Genomic DNA, 16,984 nt, shown 5'->3' with positions numbered 1-16,984 from the left:
AAGAAAGCCGATTTATGGATTCTAACTTCATAATTTGTTATTATTGTACCATGCTTCTCCACAATGCCAGCATCTTGGTTATAGACGACGATGAGGACGTACTCGTTGCACTTCGGCTTTTGCTTAAGTCGAAAGTGAAGGAAGTAGTAGTCAATAAAAACCCCAATACCATCCAAAGCTTGATGCAGGCCCAGGTTTTTGACTTGGTAATCTTGGATATGAATTTTAATGGCTTGGTAAATACAGGCAACGAGGGTATTTTCTGGCTCAACAAAATAAAAAAGCACAGTCCCAATGTTGATGTTATCTTGATAACTGCCTATGGAGATATTGATCTTGCGATACGTTCTTTGAAACAAGGGGCTTCAGACTTTATGGTCAAACCTTGGAAGAACGAAAAAATTCTGGAGACTATTCGGGAGTTGGTAGAGAACAAGAAACAGCCTCAAAGGCAAAAACTCAACTTAGAATCTGAAATCAAAATAATAGGGGAGAGCGAACCCATGCAGGATGTATTTGTAAAGCTCAAAAAGGTAGCCCCCACAGATGCCAACATGCTTATTTTGGGTGAAAATGGCACAGGAAAGGATTTGATAGCTAGGGCCATTCACGACAATTCCCTGCGTAAAAACATGCCTTTTGTAAAAGTAGATGTTGGTGCGCTCACCGAAACTCTTTTTGAAAGCGAACTTTTCGGTTATAAAAAAGGTGCCTTTACCGATGCACGAGAAGACCGTAAAGGCCGATTTGAAGCTGCTAATGGCGGCACCCTTTTTTTGGACGAAATAGGAAACATTTCCCTTCGCCAACAAGCGCGGCTGCTTACTGTTTTGCAAAATAGGCAGGTAACCCCTTTGGGCTCCAACCAACCCATAGCTATTGATATTCGTTTAATATGCGCCACCAATCTGTCCATTCACAATCTCGCGGATGAGGAAAAGTTCAGAAAAGACCTTATCTATCGTATCAATACTGTAGATATTACCATTCCACCGCTGAGGGACAGGGGGACTGACATAACCCTTTTGGCGCGTTATTTTGTGGATTTTTACGCCAAAAAGTACGGCAAGATGAGCTTTGCCTTGGAGCCCGATTTTATCCAAAAGCTAAAAAGACATCCTTTTTCAGGCAACGTTCGCGAACTGCAATATGCTCTGGAGCGCACGGTTATTATGGCCGAAAACCAAAGTTTGAATGCCGAAGACTTAATCTTTTCGGCCATTGAAAGACAGCAGCCCACCTTTATCCAAAACGAAACAAATCTTGATGTAATTGAAAAAAATGCCATTCTTTCGGTGGTTGAAAAAAATAAGGGAAACATCTCCAAATCTGCCAAGGAATTGGGCATTACCCGTGCTGCCCTATATCGCAGGCTCAATAAATATGAACTATAAAAGCTATAGAATCACTCTTGCATTTCACGTCTTGGGCCTGCTCATTTCGTTGTTGGTTCTGGCTTTTGGAATCGTTTCGCCAAATACCTATGCTATTGTAGGCGGAATTTTTCTCACTCTTTTATTGGTTTACCGCCTGTACCATTTTGTCCTGAAGCGTTTTGTGGAGATGGATGATTTTTTTGAATCGGTAAAGTATCGCGATTTCTCCCGATGGTTTTCAGAAGAGCACGGATCACAAGATATTAGGGAATTGCACAAAGGCTTTAATTTGGTCAACAAAACCATCAAAAGTATAGACAGCGAGCGCGAAGCCCAGTTTCTCTACCTTCAGAAAATCCTCGAAATGGTTAATATTGGCATCATTGCCTACAATGTGGAAAGTGGTGAAGTGCTTTGGGCAAATGATTCCATATTAAAAACACTGGATTTCCCTTCCTTCAAAAACATAAACTTTGTTGAAAAAAGACATCCACAGCTATATGACGAATTGTTTGAAACCTACCATTCCAATACTGCGTCCGTAACCCTGGAAATGAAGCAGGAGACTTTGAAAGTCCTAATTTCGGATACGGTTTTTGAAATGGAAGCAAATTCGTTTAAGCTCATAGTACTTCAAAACATAGAGGAAACCCTAAACCAAAACGAATCGGATGCCTGGAAAAAACTGCTGAGTGTAATGACCCACGAAATCATGAACAGTATAGCCCCCATTTCCTCTTTGGCAGAAACCTTGGAGACCAATATTCAAAATAACTTAAACAACCCCCAAGAAAATCCCTTGGACATTGAAGATTTGGATTCAGGAATAAAAACAATAAAAAGGCGCAGTGAAGGCTTGCTGAAATTTGCAAAGACCTATCGCAGCCTAAACAAAGTGACCCATTTAAATCTGGCCAGTGTAAAAATTGCCGAGCTCTTCAAAAACATCCAAAACTTAATGCAGCCGTCTATGGAGTCTAGCGGAATAAAAATTGACTTCTCGCTGGATAACCCCGATTTGGAGATAAAGATAGACACCTATTTAATTGAACAGGTATTGATCAACCTTCTGTTAAATGCTATTGATGCCTGCCAGAATAAGGACAATGCCCTTATCCAGATTTCTGCACAAAAGAAAATCAACGGCAATATAATTATAAAAGTGGCAGATAATGGAAAGGGTATTCCAGAAGAGATTAAGGACAGCGTTTTTGTACCTTTCTTCAGCACCAAAAAGACGGGAAGTGGTATTGGCCTTAGTTTGAGCAAACAGATTATGCTGCTGCACAAAGGTCGAATCCAAATAAAAAGTGCCGAGGGCACTGGCACGGTTATCAGTCTTTTGTTTTAAGCTGACTTCGATGATTAAAACCACAAAGTAGCATTCATTGGTATGCTTTCGGAAGATTTCAAAAGGAGGTATTTATAAAGAGAGTAATCGTACTTTTGTACAGTATAGCCAAATAAAGAGAACCCAGTGAAAAAAAGCTTGAAGTCAGTTGCCGTTATTGGCTTTGTATCCAAGGGGATCATCTATTTGGTTATTGGTATCCTCTCACTTTTGGCAGCCTTAAATATGGGTGGCGAAAGTTCTGGCACAAACCAAGCCCTAACGTTCCTTAAAAAACAACCCTTTGGGCAAATACTATTATTGTTACTGGCTGTGGGCTTGCTTTGCTACTCGTTTTGGATGTTTGTTCAGAGCATTAAAGACCCTGAAAATACAGGCAACGACAGAAAGGGAAAACTGCGTCGTTTCGGGCTTTTCACCACTGGCTTGGTCTATACTTTTGTGGCCTTTCTGGCTTTCTATCATGTGTTTGCCTACGTAGCCGAAGAGAGTTCTGGCTCGCAATACTTGAAGTTTCTTGGGCCTACTACAGTTTCTATCGTTTTTATCGTTATAGGAATTGTTTTGGCGCTTCAGGCGGTGGTTTTGATTATAGGCGTTTTTAAAGGGGGGCTATTGGACCAATTTAATCTGGAAGGCCGTAAGTTTTCACGCCTTATAAGGCTAGTGGGGATGTTTGGGTTTTATGCCCGTGCCTTTATCGTTGCCATTATAGCTTATTTCTTTTTACGGGCGGGCATTTATAGTGGTAGCCATGAAATAAAGGGCATACAGGATGCCTTTTCCTTCCTGGACCAATCGTTGGTGGGGAGAATATTGATGGGCTTTACCGCTATAGGGTTTGTTTCCTATGGCGCTTTTTATGTGTTGCTTACTCGGTATCGGAGTTTTGAGGGGGAGTGATTTGAAATAATATTAAAAGTTTCCACTTCCACAAATTCTTGCATTAATACACTGATTTTTCTTTGGTAAGCACCAGCGAGCTTTCAAAAAGAGCCTCCACGGCAAAGGGATTGTATTTTAAAAAGGAAAGCATATCTCTGATTCGGTTTATAAATAGAGCACGAACTTCTTGTCTTGAACTAAAATATACAAAAGCGCTGTGAAAATGATGCTTTATAAAAAAATGTGATGGATGTATTCTAAAATCAGTGAATAAAAGCTTACCGTTTTGGATCTCTTTTTCCCAATAAAAAGAAATTCTTTGTTTAATATATTTGTAAACATTGTGTAACACAAATGTGCTATTAAAAGTCTTAAAAGAGATTTGCGATAGAAATGATATATCCTATTTTTCCTCTAAATTAAAATAATGAAGGCCATTTATTACTTCTTGTTTATACTGCTTTTGGTTTTAATGCCATTCCAATTTTTCGCTCAATCCGAAACCCAAGAAATGGTCGCGGATCGAATCAATCTTGGGGTAAAGTATTTGGCCGAAAAAGAACATATTAAATCTATTGAAGAGCTCATTGGAGCAAAGGAAATCGCAATTCGCAATGATTGGTATCTCAAGGCATTTAATGCCACCTTAAATATTGGCACCAACTATTATTTAATGTTGGATTATGGCGAGGCATTTCAGTATTATCTACAGGCCTATGACATTGCCATAAAGCACCTTGGGCCGCGCCAAGAAATGGCAGTGTTCAATAACATTGGCGTTTTATATGTAGAGGAAAAGGATTTCCTTAAGGCAGAAGAATCTTTTTTAAAAGCTTATGAAATTGCGAAGAAACTTGATGATAACCAACAGATAGGCACCTATGGCATTAACTTGGCTTTAGTGCTTCACAAACTGGGAAAGGTGGATCTTGCCAGTCGTTATATCGAGGAAGCACTGCCATTATTAATAAATATGCCTAATGTTTCATTATTGGCAAGAATAGCAAAGACGGAAAACCTCCTCCTGCAACATCAATACTTTGCGGCCGAAAAATTGGCCTTGGAAGTTCTCCCACAGCTGGAGAATCTTTCCCTTTTGAAGGAACAGATTACCGTGAACGATAAAATAACGCTACTGCTAATCTTAACTAAAATATATGAAGAACAAAATCAGTTCAAGACGGCTCAGGATTACGCCTTGCTGGCACGCTCCCTTCAGGATAATGTAGAAGAGCGTATTGAAGTTTATGATAGGCTGGCCACTCTTTACGGGAAAACCGATGATTTTAAGACGGCAATGGCCTATAAGGACTCAGTAATTATAGCTACAGATTCGCTGTATGCTATTAAAAACAGTGCTTTGTTTAAAAGTGAAAAGGTAAAATTCCAAATCAAGAACTACCAGCACGAGCTAATGGAAAGCAAAAAGGCCTTAAAAAGCGAAAAGCAGTTTTTCTATTTACTCATTACGGCTGTTGTAATTTTTATGGGTTTTTTAATTTGGATGTATAAAAATAATTCCCTTAAACATAAGCAACGAAAACGGATTATCGAGTTGGAACTGGAGAAGGAAAAAAGCGATCATTTATTATTAGAAGAACAGCACCGTGAAAAGGAAGCAACAGCGTTATTGGAAAAGGAGCGTCTTAAAAACGAACTGGAGGTTAAAAATCGTGAATTGACAGCAAAAGCCATGTATATGGCGAGTAAAAATGAATTGATTGAGGAAGTTCTTCAATCGCTATTACAAAATACCGAAATCACAACCAATATCTCCTTAAAAAGCCAAATTAACGATTTGAAAAAGCATTTAAAGAAGGATACCCAATGGGACAGTTTTTTTGTGCATTTTGAAGAGTTGAACCAAGGTTTTCTCGATAGGTTAAGAACACGGCATCCCAATTTAACGCCCAATGATATACGATTTTTGACTTTCCTTTATATGAATTTGAGTTATAAGGAAATTGCCTCTCTATTAAATATTACACCCCAGTCCTGTAGAAAGAGAAAGGAGCGTATAGCAGTAAAAATGGATGTGCCGGGCAATGTATCGCTTCACAGCTATCTTTCGTCTTTTTAAGGTAATGTCACAAATAAACTTAGCACATGTCACAAAATGTCTGCATTGTTTTTATTAAAAAAGCACTGCTCATATCTATTTTTATCAAATAATTAAAACAAGAATGGAGAAGAGGGACTGTTTTTTATAAGCGTCTTTTATTCTATTCAAAGTAATCACAATTAAAATCTAGATTAATGAAAAAAATTACATTTACCCTAAGTGTTGTTATGCTATCCTGCTTATTTAGTATAACAACTGTTTCGGCCCAATTCAGCCAAGATGCGAAAGTAGTAAGTGAAAATCGTGAGTCGCGTGCAGAATATGGCACTTCCGTAGCTATTCTTGATACTTATGCCGTAGTAGGAACCTCACGGGAGAATATTGCTTCGGGTGCAGCCTACGTGTATCACAAAGGTGCTGCTGGCGATTGGTCTTTTCAACAAAGTTTCACTGCCCCGGATCCAAATATGGGTGCCGAATATGGAGGAGGAGCCAAATTAACAGACAACCTTATGGTAATCGCTGCTGGGAGAGCAAATGTTTCTGGCTTGGACAGGACCGGAGCTTTATATGTTTATCAGCTTAACGGTTCTACTTGGGAATATGATACCAAACTTATAGCCAGCGATTTTAGCGCAGAAGCCAAAATGGGAATGAATCCTACTTCATTGGACATGGAAGGTAGTACTATTGTGGCCGGTGCTCCCGGAGAAAATATATGGACGGGCAGTGTGTATGTTTTTGAAAAATCTGGCGGAACCTGGAATGAGGTACAAAAAATAATGAGCCCGAACCCGCAACAAAATGATATTTTTGGAATAGGAGTAGCCATTGCTGGAGATTATATGGTAGTAGGTGCCAGTGAGGAAGACAATACAAAAGGAGCGGCCCATATATACAAGAAAAATAGCAGCGGTGTATGGGAACATGTACAGCGAATAATTGCTTCCGATGCTATGGCGCAAGGTTATTTTGGCACCTCTGTATCTATATCCAATACAAGTATTGCGGTAGGAGCCTACGGCCATGCGGGCGGTGAGGGTGCAACCTATATTTTTGAGGATGATGGAACGGGCAATTGGACTGAAACCCAAAAAATCACGGCTTCTTCCCCTTCCTCAGAAGCAAATTTTGGCTGGAATTGCCTTATCCAAAACAACCATTTAGTTGTGAGTGCGCCGCACCCTTATGGGTCGGAAAAAGGAGAGGTTTACGTATATGAAAAGACTGGCGGCCTCTTTGCTGAAATCCAAAAAGTAGAGAGCAATGACCTGGCACCAGAGGATTTTTATGGATGGAATATTGAAATGGACTCAAATCAATTAATTGTGGGTGCGCCTTGGGAAGATGAGGATGCAGCAGGAGGGGACACAGTGGACCGTGCAGGGTCTGCATATATTTTTCAAAACCCATTACTATCCGTTGGTGACTTTCAAGACAATGCTTCGGTGAGTGTTTATCCCAATCCAACAAGTAAATTTATAACTATAAGTTCAAGTAGTGCTATAACCAAACTAACGCTCGTAAACCAATTGGGAGCTGTGCTGTTAGAAAACAATGCAATAAACACTAATACGCACAGTCTGGACCTTTCCCAATATGCAGATGGCATCTATTTTCTAAGCATAGGAATGGACAACGGACAAACAATGATAAAAAAGATTATTGTGGAATAACTAAATTCTTCTTATTAATTTAAAACCCCCATAGAATATTCTTTTGGGGGTTTTTGCTTTAAATTGTTTCACTTTCAGTTCTATGGTGTTTTAAAAAAGAAAATAGATTAATGCGCCCTTTTTTTAAGAAGGAATTGGTTTGCATAAATTACCAAAATAAATAGCAGCGCAAACGCCCCGTTCCATTTCCCCCAAAGCAGGAGGTGGGGCGCATAAATGGCCTCCAAAATATTCATACTTGCTATTACAACAATCTGGGTGATTGCATTAAGTTTCTTTTTATAGCCACTAAGAATCCAAAGTGCCATGCAGGTTTCGGCAAGGCCTATGGCTATGGTTAAGGGGCGGCCATTTTGCACTTGCAATATGGTTTCTACTATTTCTTGATGGCGGGGGACTAAGTTAAATACTTTGCAAAAGAGACCATTGATAAGCCAAACTAGGGCTATAGCATATTTAAGAAGTATAAAAAGATATTTTTTAAAATTCAAATTTTATAACTTCAGGTTTTTAGTTTTTAGCACACTCCCCACTAGCCCAAGAAGTAAGCCCAGCCCGTTCCGCAGCACAGGGATTGCTATAGGTTGTGCCATCACAACCACAAACAGGGTTGTATTCCATAGTACAAGGCCCATCGCTTATTTTGGATTTATCAATACAAGCAATGGTCTTGCCCGCACCGCAGGAAGACAAAGCCAACATCCCCACCAAAAGCAGGGATGCGGCAAAAGAAGATTTTTTATATATAGTATGCATAGTTGTAAGGTTTAGTTGCAACTACTAAAATAAGCTAAACTTGCATAACATAGGAAGTGAGTTTCTTAATTTTTCCACCCTCAAAGTGAAAAACATCGCAAAAAACAGCGTTCATAATATCTCCATTTTTAAACTGGCCTTGCACTTTCCCTTCTGCAACCACTATGTTGTTTTCTTCCACAAGCCTAACGTGGGTAATTGTGGGGCTGCCCGTAAAGGCGGGGTTTTCTATTTCACCGTCAAAGGCTTTCTTGCCTTCCAAATGAAAAGCCCCGGGCATTTCCCAAACCACATCTTCGGTTAAACAGGAAAGAATTTGTGCGTGGTCACTCTTCCTAAAACCCTCCATGTAAGTGGTTACTGTTTGTTTATTTGTTGACATCCTAATCTTAGATTATTAGAGTATTGAATATTGAATATTGAGTATTGAGTATTGAATATTTTTTGCCTAATGCCTATAGATTATACTCAGTAGAGAAATTAACCATCCAACTAATCCCAAACCGATCGCGGAAGGAACCGAAGTAATCGCCCCAAAATTGGTCTTCCATTGGCATTTCTATTTCGCCGCCTTCTGATAATTCCTTAAACAAACGGTCGGCTTCTTCCCTGCTATCTGGGTGAATGCTTACATAGGTGTTATCTCCAATCTTAAAAGGCCCGTTGCCGAATCCCGGCATAATATCGGAACCCATTAACAGCTCGCTGCCAATAGGAAGTGACACGTGCATAACGCGGTTTTTGTGTTCATCAGGAAGCGGCGGCATTTCTGTCGGAATATCGCCAAAGCGCATCACGCCTTGCCCGGAAAATTCGCCGCCAAATACTTTTTTGTAGTGATTGAATGCCGCTTCGCAGTTTCCGTCAAAATTTAAATACGGATTTAATTTAGTTGCCATAATTTTTGGTTTTAAATGTTTATAAATCAATGTTTAATAATCAATTTTTTCATTCATTTCATAACTCATTCCCTTTAAGCCGAGCAGTTTGCGCATCAGCCCTATTTGTCCGAGTAAATAATCCTCGCGCCCGATGCACATGCCAATAATATTGAGCACATTTTCTTCTACGAAAGGCACGTTCATTCCAAATGAAAATGCTTTCGAAAGCTGTTCGTCCGTGGCTTCCAAAAGTTTCTGATACACTTTTGGAGAAATATCCTTGAAATTTTTTCGCAACGCTTCCAAAGAAGGATATTCCAGTTTTTCATCCAATGCCATGGCATCCTTGAAAAAAGCATCGTTGGGATCTTTTTCATCCATTCCCAACAAATTGGCTATCCAATACCGACAGGTGACCAAATTGCCCGCCATCCAAACCACGTGATTGGTTTTGCCGTTGTTTCTTTCAAGTGCCAATTCTTCGGTAATGCCATCGAGCGCATTGAAAAAGCTTTGGGAATGCATTCTATATGCGGGAATAATGATTTCGAGTTTTTGGGATTTTGGTGTGTCCATAATTAGATTTTTTGATTATTGGATTTGTTGGAGAATAATGATATTTAATTGCTCTTTTCTTCGCTCGTCGCTTGTAGCTCGTCGTTATAGAGATTCAATAAAATTCGCTAATTGATGATTGTGCCTTTCGGTGTGGATGGTGTTAAAACCAAGCCATTCCTGCCTTGTGAACGGTCCGCCATTTGGGATTTCAGCATCCAGACAGGTTTTGGAAAGATCCATGGTTTTGATTGCCTCGCGTTGTATCTCGATGCGCTCTTTCAATGAAGAGAGCAAGCGTTCCTTTTCAATATGTTTGTTTGTTGGCACCACCATCTCTGGGGATTTCATTTTAATGGTGAAGTCTTTAAATGTCTTTTCTATTTCAATAAGTTTAACTGCAGGATCGCGGTGGGTTTCTTCTACATTTCCATTTAGGACATCTATAATATTATATGATTTATAAAGGTGGTTTCCCAATTGCCCTGCTGTCCAACTACCTTCAAAAGGAACTTTATTTAATTGTTCTTCATTCAAAGAGGAAAGCTGCTGCGTTAGCTTTTCCGTTGCGGCATCAAATCGGTTTAAAAGTTCAGTATTCATAGCTTCCATTTTTTATTATTGTAAAGATAAGAAGCAATTTCTACAGAACAGAGGTGCATTTGCGCCAATGTAATGGGTTGATTGCGACACACTTTTGGATTATATTTGTGATATCGTTTAAAACCCCTCCCCTTTGAAGGTGAGGCTGGGAGGGGATGTATTCCTAAATCCAAAAATCCAACAACCCAAAATGAAACATATATCAATTCTAGTCCCCGAAGGCAACTCCAGCCTTAGCAATCTGGAAGCAACGCATAAAATGTTCAATATGGCGAATGATTTCCTTGTGGGAATGGGAAAGGAGCCAGCGTTTAAGACCCAGCTCGTGGCCACACATAAGGACGCGCGTTTAAGCAACGGAATATTCACTATTATTCCAGATACCACCATTGCTGAAGTAAAACAAACCGATCTGGTAATCATTCCAGCGATCCATGGCAATTACGAACAGGTAGTTGAAACCAATAAGGAATTCATCCCTTGGATAGTGAAACAATATAAAAACGGCGCTGAGGTGGCCAGTCTGTGCATCGGTGCTTTTCTGCTTGCAAGCACGGGTTTGCTAAACGGAAAAAACTGCGCCACGCATTGGATTGCCGCAGATGAATTTAGAACGATGTTCCCAAAAGTGAATTTGGTGGATGATAAAATAATCACGGACGAGCACGGTCTTTATACCAGTGGCGGGGCCTATTCGTCCTTAAACTTAAATCTCTATTTGGTTGAAAAGTTCGCGGGCAGGGAAATGGCGGTGCTTTCTTCCAAAGTATTTGAAATAGACATTAGCAGAAATAGCCAAAGTCCTTTTATAATATTTAAGGGCCAAAAAGGCCACGACGATGATGAAATATTAAAAGTACAGGAATTCATCGAAAAGAATTTCCAGGAAAAGTTAAATGTAGATGACCTTTGTGCAGATATGGCCTTAAGTCGAAGAACGTTTGAAAGACGCTTCAAAAAAGCAACTTCAAATACTATTGTGGAATATATGCAGCGCGTAAAAGTGGAAGCCGCCAAAAAGGAATTGGAGAGCGGACGTAAAAATGTAAATGAAGTAATGTACGACGTTGGCTATAACGACCCAAAAGCCTTCCGCGATGTATTTCGGAAAATAACAGATATGACGCCGCTGGATTATATGAATAGATACAGCAAATTGGCGGTAGATGTATAATAAAAAAACCTCCCCGAAGGGAGGCTTAATCGTTGTTATTTAGTTGCTTCTATAATCCCAAAAGAATCTGTAATAATAACTGAATGGTAACTTCGGTATTGGCCATCACAGTAATGTCCATTAAATCTATTCCTAATTCGCCATCGGCTTCAATCATTCCTGCGTATTCAAAAACGCCGTCATTTTCTGGGTCTTCATAAGAAGCGAAGTGAACTTCATAATCGCCTTCATTCAAAAAGTAAAGACCAAAACTATTATCGCTTCCAGTTGCAACACTACTGGTTACGGCATTGGAAAAACGTACTCCTGCTGCGTTTTCATTTTCTTCCGAAGCAGTATAACTTCCTTTTGCATAAGCATAAGCTATTGTTTTATTGTCTTGGTTGCCAGTATTGTTGGTAGCGGTACCAACAATGGCTCCAGCATTAAGAGTGTTTACTACTCTAATACTATTTTGGAGTTGTACTTGGCCAGCAAATTGGTAGCCTCCATTTCCGGCATCAGCTACAATAGATTTACGCAAATCGAAGTCAATAACTACTTCATTTGAAGCAGATGCAGAAATATCAAAGTTATTGTTCACAGTAATAGTATTGTTTTCGGCTGTCAATTCAATCTTGTCGCTGTTTGTTGTAAGCACATAATTGGCAGGGGAATTACCAGATGCATCACTTTCAGTGTCCAATACCAAAGTCAATTCACTGTAGGTATTTGCGGCAAGATCAATATCACCCAATAATTGGGTATCGCCATTTTGCAAAGCGTGTAAATCTATTGTTGTTTTTGTAAAACCGTTTACACTTACGCCATCTAACTGTACATCTGCAATGGTTACAAATACTCCCTGCACATCTGCATTGTCTATAGGTCCGTCGGTAATATATACCTTGGTATTATAGGTTACTTCATCGGTGTTTGGGTCTGTACTGTCATCTTCACTACAAGAGGCCAGGCCTACTATTAATAATAGCGCTAGCATTGATTTGTAAATTACGTTTGTTTTCATAGTTTGTTTTATTATTATAGGTTTGTTAAACGTGGATTATTTAATAACCACGCAGCAATGATAGCGCTAGTTACTTGACATTATTGCCAATCTTAACGAACCTTAACCTTTTTTGGGAAATATATTTGGAAAGAAATTTCCAATTTATAGATAAAATAAAAATGTCTAAATGTGATTGGAAATCAAGCTTCTGAGGTAGGAAAGTACGGACATTGAAAAAGGATAGTAATTAAAAACCCATAACTTTTATTTAACACAAGTGCATCTAAGGAATTTAACAGTTATACACATTTATTTAGACAAATACTCTTTCAAGGATGTGTTTATAATCTGGTCCCAGCCCATTTCAAAATTTATTCTCGCAAAGTCTGGATTATATGGAAAGCTTTCTAAACCGCGGTGTGTTAATTTCAACCTAGTTTCGTCTCCTTCTTCAAAGAGCTCAAAAGTGACAAAACTATTGCCTTCATAACCATCATAGCGCCAAGAATAAGTGAGTTTTTTTTCGGGAATTACTTCAATAATCTCACAAAGATGAAGGTACTGATTGTCTTCAGTCCCGCCAATAAACTGGAATTTAAAACCCAATTCAGGCTGAAACTCGGCAAGGTCAAAATACCATTGTTTCATTTCTTCTTTGTCTGTAATTGCTTTCCAAACTTTTGAAATGGGAGCATTGTATTTACGTTCCACAATAATTGGTTTATTTTCCATAGCCATATAATTTTAAAAAAGGACTATAAAAATATTGAATAAAAGCAATTACGGCAATTCCTCACAATAAAAACCCTGATTTTGCAATGCTGTGCTAATATTGTCGGCTTTCAGCAATTGGGTTTCCACCCGGAGGATGTTGTCGCAATCCTCCAAGTCGAAATTCCAATTGCCGTTTTGGCGAATCAATTTGTTTAGCAATGGCCGAAGTTGTTTCACCTCCTCATTTGCTGAAACCGATGTTTTAAAAACCAGTACCATATTATCTTTCATAAAAAGCAGGTGGTTCAATGCCCAATGAACGCAAATAAACAAAGCCTTGCCCACGATGATGGATTTCATTGTCGATAAAGTAAAAGATGGAAGAGATAACCGTGCCTTCATACATTCCAAAAAGCAAAATGTTTTCCTGAAAACGTTCTGTTGGAATCTGTGGCCACAGTGTGTTGATCTGTTCTGTAGCCTCGTCCCAAAGCTGAAGTATTTTTTCTTTTCTGTTTCCGTGTTCCACGTGTTCATCCAAAGGAGCTGATTTTCCTGAAACTATTTCCTGTATTCCCGGTCCTGCGATTCCCAAAAGTTCCATTGTCATTTCGGCAAAAGTCCGCATCCCGCCAATTGAATGACTGAAAAATTCCTTTTCGGGAAAGGCTTCAATAGTTCTTCTTGTTAAGTTTCTGTGGCCTTGTAAATGTTTAAGTAACTCTTCCGAAGAAATTACTTGCGTGGTTTTGTTTGCTGTTGCATTCATAATTATTGTTTTTAAGTGATTATTGTTTCTGAAACCAAAATTAAATGGGGCAGGTGACAGCGGTTTGTCAGTAGGAAAAAATAAATTTCATTTTATTTGAAATACTATCTTTGAAATATGAGCGACGCCCCCCTAAACCGTTTTGATAGAATCGTGGCAATTCTTATACAACTACAATCCAAAAAGATTGTAAAAGCACAGGAGTTGGCCGATAGGTTTGATGTAAGCCTGCGCACCATTTATCGTGACGTTCGCTCTTTGGAAAGTTCTGGCGTCCCCATTATTAGTGAGGCTGGCGTGGGTTACTCCATTATGGATGGCTACCGTTTGCCGCCCGTAATGTTTACGCGCGAAGAGGCTAGCAGCTTTGTTGCTGCCGAAAAACTGATGCAGAAATTCACGGATAAATCTTTTGGTGCTTATTACGAATCGGCGATGTTTAAAGTGAAATCTGTACTTCGCGGAAAGGAAAAAGATTGGATTGATGCGCTTCAATCTCAAATAATCATAAATCCTACGGAAACACTTTTTAATGAAAACATTCCGAATGCCTTGGAAATTCTTTTTGAAAGCATAGCCGAAAAGAAACAGGTTTTTGTGAAATACCAATCTATGGAAGCTGAAAAACCTTCCGAAAGACATTTGGAACCCGTTAGCATTTTTCACGAAAACAATTATTGGTATATTCTTGCCTACTGTCATTTCAGAAAAGATTACCGCCAGTTTAGAACCGATAGATTACTTCGAATACAGCGAACAGATCTTCCTTTTCAAATGGAACACGGCACTTTGGATGATTTTCGGCAAAAGGAGAGCGACGCCCACAAAACAAAAGTTAGAATCCTTGTTGATAAAAGTATCGTGAGATTCATTAAAAGCGAGCGAAATCACTATGGTTTTGTTTCCGAAGAAATTAAGAACGAAGGTGTTGAAATGACTTTTTTCACCCAAAGTGTAGAGCACGGTTTTGCCCGCTGGTATTTAATGTTTGGCGATTATGCCCACATATTGGAACCCGAAAGTTTGAAACAGCGCCTTCTGGAAATTGTTGAAAACACGAAAGCCCGACTTCAAGAATAGTGTGATTATCACCCTTAAAATGTCGCAATTGCCCACTTTTTCGAAATCGTTTTTCTTTAAATTAGTCGCCAATTTATTTAAAAGATGGCAACACAATCCATAAAATCCTTTTTCAGTCTTTTAAGGGAAGCCATAGCAGGCAAGGAAATTGACCTTACGCAAGCAAGTATCAAAAAGGCCATCTTTCTGCTTGCCGTTCCAATGATTTTGGAAATGAGCATGGAATCCATTTTTGCTTTGGTAGACATTTTTTATGTGTCCCAAGTAAGCACAAATGCTGTGGCTACAATTGGTTTGACCGAATCTGTAATCACTCTGGTATATGCCCTGGCGGTTGGGTTAAGCATGGCTGCCACGGCTATTGTTGCAAGGCGAATAGGCGAAAAAGACCCTGAAGGCGCCAAACGAGTGACGGTGCAAGTTATTTTTTTGGGAATACTGGTTTCTTCAATAGTTAGTGTGATAGGAATTCTTTTCCCGAAGGAAATTTTAGGATTGATGGGGGGAGAGCAATCCTTAATTGATGAAGGGTATCGCTATACGCAAATTCTTATAGGTGGAAATTTCACTATTGTATTATTGTTTCTTATCAATGCGGTTTATAGGGGTGCCGGTAACGCCTCCATGGCAATGTGGACGCTCATTCTCTCTAACGGTATTAATATCGTACTAGATCCAATTTTCATTTTTGGATGGGGCCCAATTCCGGAATATGGAGTTGCGGGTGCTGCAATTGCAACAACAATTGGTCGTGGAACTGCAGTGCTTTTTCAACTTTATATTTTATTCTATGGAAGTACTCGCATCAGGCTGGCATTAAAAGATTTTGTGGTAAACATAGGGGTGATGATCAACTTAATTCGTGTTTCCCTTGGCGGAATTGGCCAGTTTATTATTGGCACTAGCAGTTGGATTTTCTTAATGCGCATTATTAGTGAATTTGGCAGCGAAGTGCTGGCAGGCTATACTATTGCAATTAGGGTTATTATGTTCACAATGATGCCTGCATGGGGGTTGAGCAATGCAGCGGCCACATTGGTTGGGCAAAATTTAGGTGCCAACCAACCTGAACGCGCTGAAACTTCCGTTTGGAAAACTGCCAAATACAACGCCTTTTTTATGGTTGCTGTTTCTGTAATCTACCTTTTGTTTGCTAAAACCATTATTGGCTGGTTCAGTTTGGAACCCGAAGTTTTAAAATACGGAGCGCTTAGTTTACAAATTGTAACAATAGCATATTTTCTTTTTGCCTATGGAATGACTGTAACCATGGCTTTTAATGGGGCTGGCGACACTAGAACCCCTACTATAATTAACTTCTTCTGTTTTTGGATTTTTCAATTGCCTTTTGCTTATTTTACAGCGATTGTGCTGGATTGGGGGCCCATTGGGGTGTTTGTTGCAATTGCTTTGGCAGAATCCTTAATTGCAGTAATAGCAATTGTTTGGTTTAAAAAAGGAAAGTGGAAAATGATAAAGGTTTAGTTTTATAAGGCTTTATTGGCTTAATGGATTATTTTTGCATCCTTTAAATAATTCAAGATAATGAAAAAGACATTTGACGTACTGATAGAAATTCCCAAAGGAAGCCGTAACAAATACGAATACGATTTTAAACTGAAAAAAATCCGTTTTGATAGGATGCTTTTCAGCAGTATGATGTATCCGGCAGATTATGGTTTTATCCCTGAAACTTTAGCGCTAGATGGCGATCCGCTGGATGTTTTGGTAATGGGTGGCGAACCCACTTTCCCAATGTGTGTGGTTGAAGTTAAACCTATTGGTGTTTTCCATATGGCAGATGAGAAAGGACCAGATGAAAAAGTAATTTGCGTACCTGTTTCAGACCCAATCTGGAGTCGTTTAAACGATTTAAGCGATATGAATCCACACACTTTAAAAGAAATAGAGCACTTCTTTCAAGTATATAAAGATTTAGAGAAAAAACGAGTAGACGTTGACGGTTGGGGCGATGCTAATGAAGCTGTCGAAATTTACAACCAATGTGTAAAACGCTATAAAGAAACACCAGCGGTGCAGGGACATTTCAGTATTTAAACACCATACAATCAATTTCTTTCCTGAAAAACCTAACAGGTCTTTAAAACCTGTTA

General features: G+C 39.3%; 19 protein-coding genes. 9 read left to right on the top strand and 10 right to left on the bottom strand.

Features of this window, described 5'->3' with window-relative positions:
• Nucleotides 1–50 precede the first annotated feature (50 nt).
• The 5 genes from Q2U82_RS02560 to Q2U82_RS02540 all read left to right on the top strand — a co-directional run bounded on the left by Q2U82_RS02560 (nucleotide 51) and on the right by Q2U82_RS02540 (nucleotide 7,350).
• A complete protein-coding gene (locus Q2U82_RS02560; protein WP_410007116.1) occupies nucleotides 51–1,394 on the top strand; it encodes a sigma-54-dependent transcriptional regulator in 1,344 nt (447 codons plus the stop codon).
• On the top strand, nucleotides 1,384–2,727 hold the full coding sequence (locus Q2U82_RS02555) for a sensor histidine kinase (protein WP_410006170.1): 1,344 nt from the start codon (nucleotides 1,384–1,386) through the stop codon (nucleotides 2,725–2,727). Before Q2U82_RS02560 ends, Q2U82_RS02555 begins: the two co-directional genes overlap by 11 nt.
• Before the next feature lie 126 nt (nucleotides 2,728–2,853).
• Nucleotides 2,854–3,630, top strand: a complete 777-nt coding sequence (locus Q2U82_RS02550; RefSeq protein WP_410006169.1) for a DUF1206 domain-containing protein — start codon at nucleotides 2,854–2,856, stop codon at nucleotides 3,628–3,630.
• A gap of 409 nt (nucleotides 3,631–4,039) precedes the next feature.
• On the top strand, nucleotides 4,040–5,692 hold the full coding sequence (locus tag Q2U82_RS02545; RefSeq protein WP_410006168.1) for a tetratricopeptide repeat protein: 1,653 nt from the start codon (nucleotides 4,040–4,042) through the stop codon (nucleotides 5,690–5,692).
• Between the two features lie 176 nt (nucleotides 5,693–5,868).
• Complete coding sequence (locus Q2U82_RS02540; protein ID WP_410006167.1) at nucleotides 5,869–7,350, top strand: T9SS type A sorting domain-containing protein; 1,482 nt, start codon at nucleotides 5,869–5,871, stop codon at nucleotides 7,348–7,350.
• 107 nt (nucleotides 7,351–7,457) lie between these two features.
• Here the strand turns inward: Q2U82_RS02540 and Q2U82_RS02535 are convergent, their stop codons facing one another.
• The 6 genes from Q2U82_RS02535 to Q2U82_RS02510 form a co-directional block, all read right to left on the bottom strand.
• Nucleotides 7,458–7,841, bottom strand: coding sequence for a DoxX-like family protein (locus tag Q2U82_RS02535; RefSeq protein WP_410006166.1), 384 nt, complete (start codon nucleotides 7,839–7,841; stop codon nucleotides 7,458–7,460).
• A gap of 19 nt (nucleotides 7,842–7,860) precedes the next feature.
• A complete protein-coding gene (locus Q2U82_RS02530) occupies nucleotides 7,861–8,106 on the bottom strand; it encodes a Kazal-type serine protease inhibitor domain-containing protein (RefSeq protein ID WP_410006165.1) in 246 nt (81 codons plus the stop codon).
• A gap of 34 nt (nucleotides 8,107–8,140) precedes the next feature.
• Nucleotides 8,141–8,488: a nuclear transport factor 2 family protein gene (locus tag Q2U82_RS02525; protein WP_410006164.1), complete on the bottom strand. Its 348-nt coding sequence runs from the start codon at nucleotides 8,486–8,488 to the stop codon at nucleotides 8,141–8,143.
• 73 nt (nucleotides 8,489–8,561) lie between these two features.
• The gene (locus Q2U82_RS02520) at nucleotides 8,562–9,005 is read right to left on the bottom strand and encodes a VOC family protein (protein ID WP_410006163.1); all 444 of its coding nucleotides are present in this window, start codon (nucleotides 9,003–9,005) and stop codon (nucleotides 8,562–8,564) included.
• A gap of 33 nt (nucleotides 9,006–9,038) precedes the next feature.
• On the bottom strand, nucleotides 9,039–9,563 hold the full coding sequence (locus Q2U82_RS02515) for a DinB family protein (RefSeq protein ID WP_410006162.1): 525 nt from the start codon (nucleotides 9,561–9,563) through the stop codon (nucleotides 9,039–9,041).
• An 84-nt stretch (nucleotides 9,564–9,647) separates the two neighbouring features.
• Entirely contained in the window at nucleotides 9,648–10,145 is a 498-nt protein-coding gene (locus tag Q2U82_RS02510; protein ID WP_410006161.1) for a DinB family protein, read from the bottom strand.
• 190 nt (nucleotides 10,146–10,335) lie between these two features.
• Here Q2U82_RS02510 and Q2U82_RS02505 point away from each other — a divergent pair, with 190 nt between their 5' ends.
• A complete protein-coding gene (locus tag Q2U82_RS02505) occupies nucleotides 10,336–11,319 on the top strand; it encodes a GlxA family transcriptional regulator (protein WP_410006160.1) in 984 nt (327 codons plus the stop codon).
• A 49-nt stretch (nucleotides 11,320–11,368) separates the two neighbouring features.
• Here Q2U82_RS02505 and Q2U82_RS02500 read toward each other — a convergent pair whose 3' ends face one another.
• From Q2U82_RS02500 to Q2U82_RS02485, 4 genes are all read right to left on the bottom strand, one after another.
• Nucleotides 11,369–12,325 (bottom strand): DUF4382 domain-containing protein, encoded by a 957-nt coding sequence (locus tag Q2U82_RS02500; RefSeq protein WP_410006159.1) that lies wholly within the window; start codon nucleotides 12,323–12,325, stop codon nucleotides 11,369–11,371.
• A gap of 291 nt (nucleotides 12,326–12,616) precedes the next feature.
• Nucleotides 12,617–13,039 (bottom strand): SRPBCC domain-containing protein, encoded by a 423-nt coding sequence (locus tag Q2U82_RS02495; RefSeq protein WP_410006158.1) that lies wholly within the window; start codon nucleotides 13,037–13,039, stop codon nucleotides 12,617–12,619.
• Nucleotides 13,040–13,087: 48 nt separating this feature from the next.
• Nucleotides 13,088–13,312, bottom strand: a complete 225-nt coding sequence (locus Q2U82_RS02490; protein ID WP_410006157.1) for a hypothetical protein — start codon at nucleotides 13,310–13,312, stop codon at nucleotides 13,088–13,090.
• Nucleotides 13,302–13,790 carry a DinB family protein gene (locus Q2U82_RS02485; protein WP_410006156.1) on the bottom strand — a complete coding sequence of 163 codons (489 nt, stop codon included), beginning with the start codon at nucleotides 13,788–13,790 and terminating at the stop codon, nucleotides 13,302–13,304. Before Q2U82_RS02485 ends, Q2U82_RS02490 begins: the two co-directional genes overlap by 11 nt.
• A 117-nt stretch (nucleotides 13,791–13,907) precedes the next feature.
• On the opposite strand from Q2U82_RS02485, the gene Q2U82_RS02480 reads away from it, so the two are divergent.
• From Q2U82_RS02480 to Q2U82_RS02470, 3 genes are all read left to right on the top strand, one after another.
• A complete protein-coding gene (locus Q2U82_RS02480; RefSeq protein WP_410006155.1) occupies nucleotides 13,908–14,870 on the top strand; it encodes a helix-turn-helix transcriptional regulator in 963 nt (320 codons plus the stop codon).
• A gap of 84 nt (nucleotides 14,871–14,954) precedes the next feature.
• The gene (locus tag Q2U82_RS02475) at nucleotides 14,955–16,355 is read left to right on the top strand and encodes an MATE family efflux transporter (protein ID WP_410006154.1); all 1,401 of its coding nucleotides are present in this window, start codon (nucleotides 14,955–14,957) and stop codon (nucleotides 16,353–16,355) included.
• A 60-nt stretch (nucleotides 16,356–16,415) separates the two neighbouring features.
• On the top strand, nucleotides 16,416–16,928 hold the full coding sequence (locus Q2U82_RS02470) for an inorganic diphosphatase (protein WP_410006153.1): 513 nt from the start codon (nucleotides 16,416–16,418) through the stop codon (nucleotides 16,926–16,928).
• Nucleotides 16,929–16,984: the final 56 nt, after the last annotated feature.

The organism is Aequorivita nionensis (assembly GCF_046352995.1).
GTDB classification, from domain to species: domain Bacteria; phylum Bacteroidota; class Bacteroidia; order Flavobacteriales; family Flavobacteriaceae; genus Aequorivita; species Aequorivita nionensis.
This window is presented reverse-complemented; position numbering and strand designations above follow the sequence as displayed.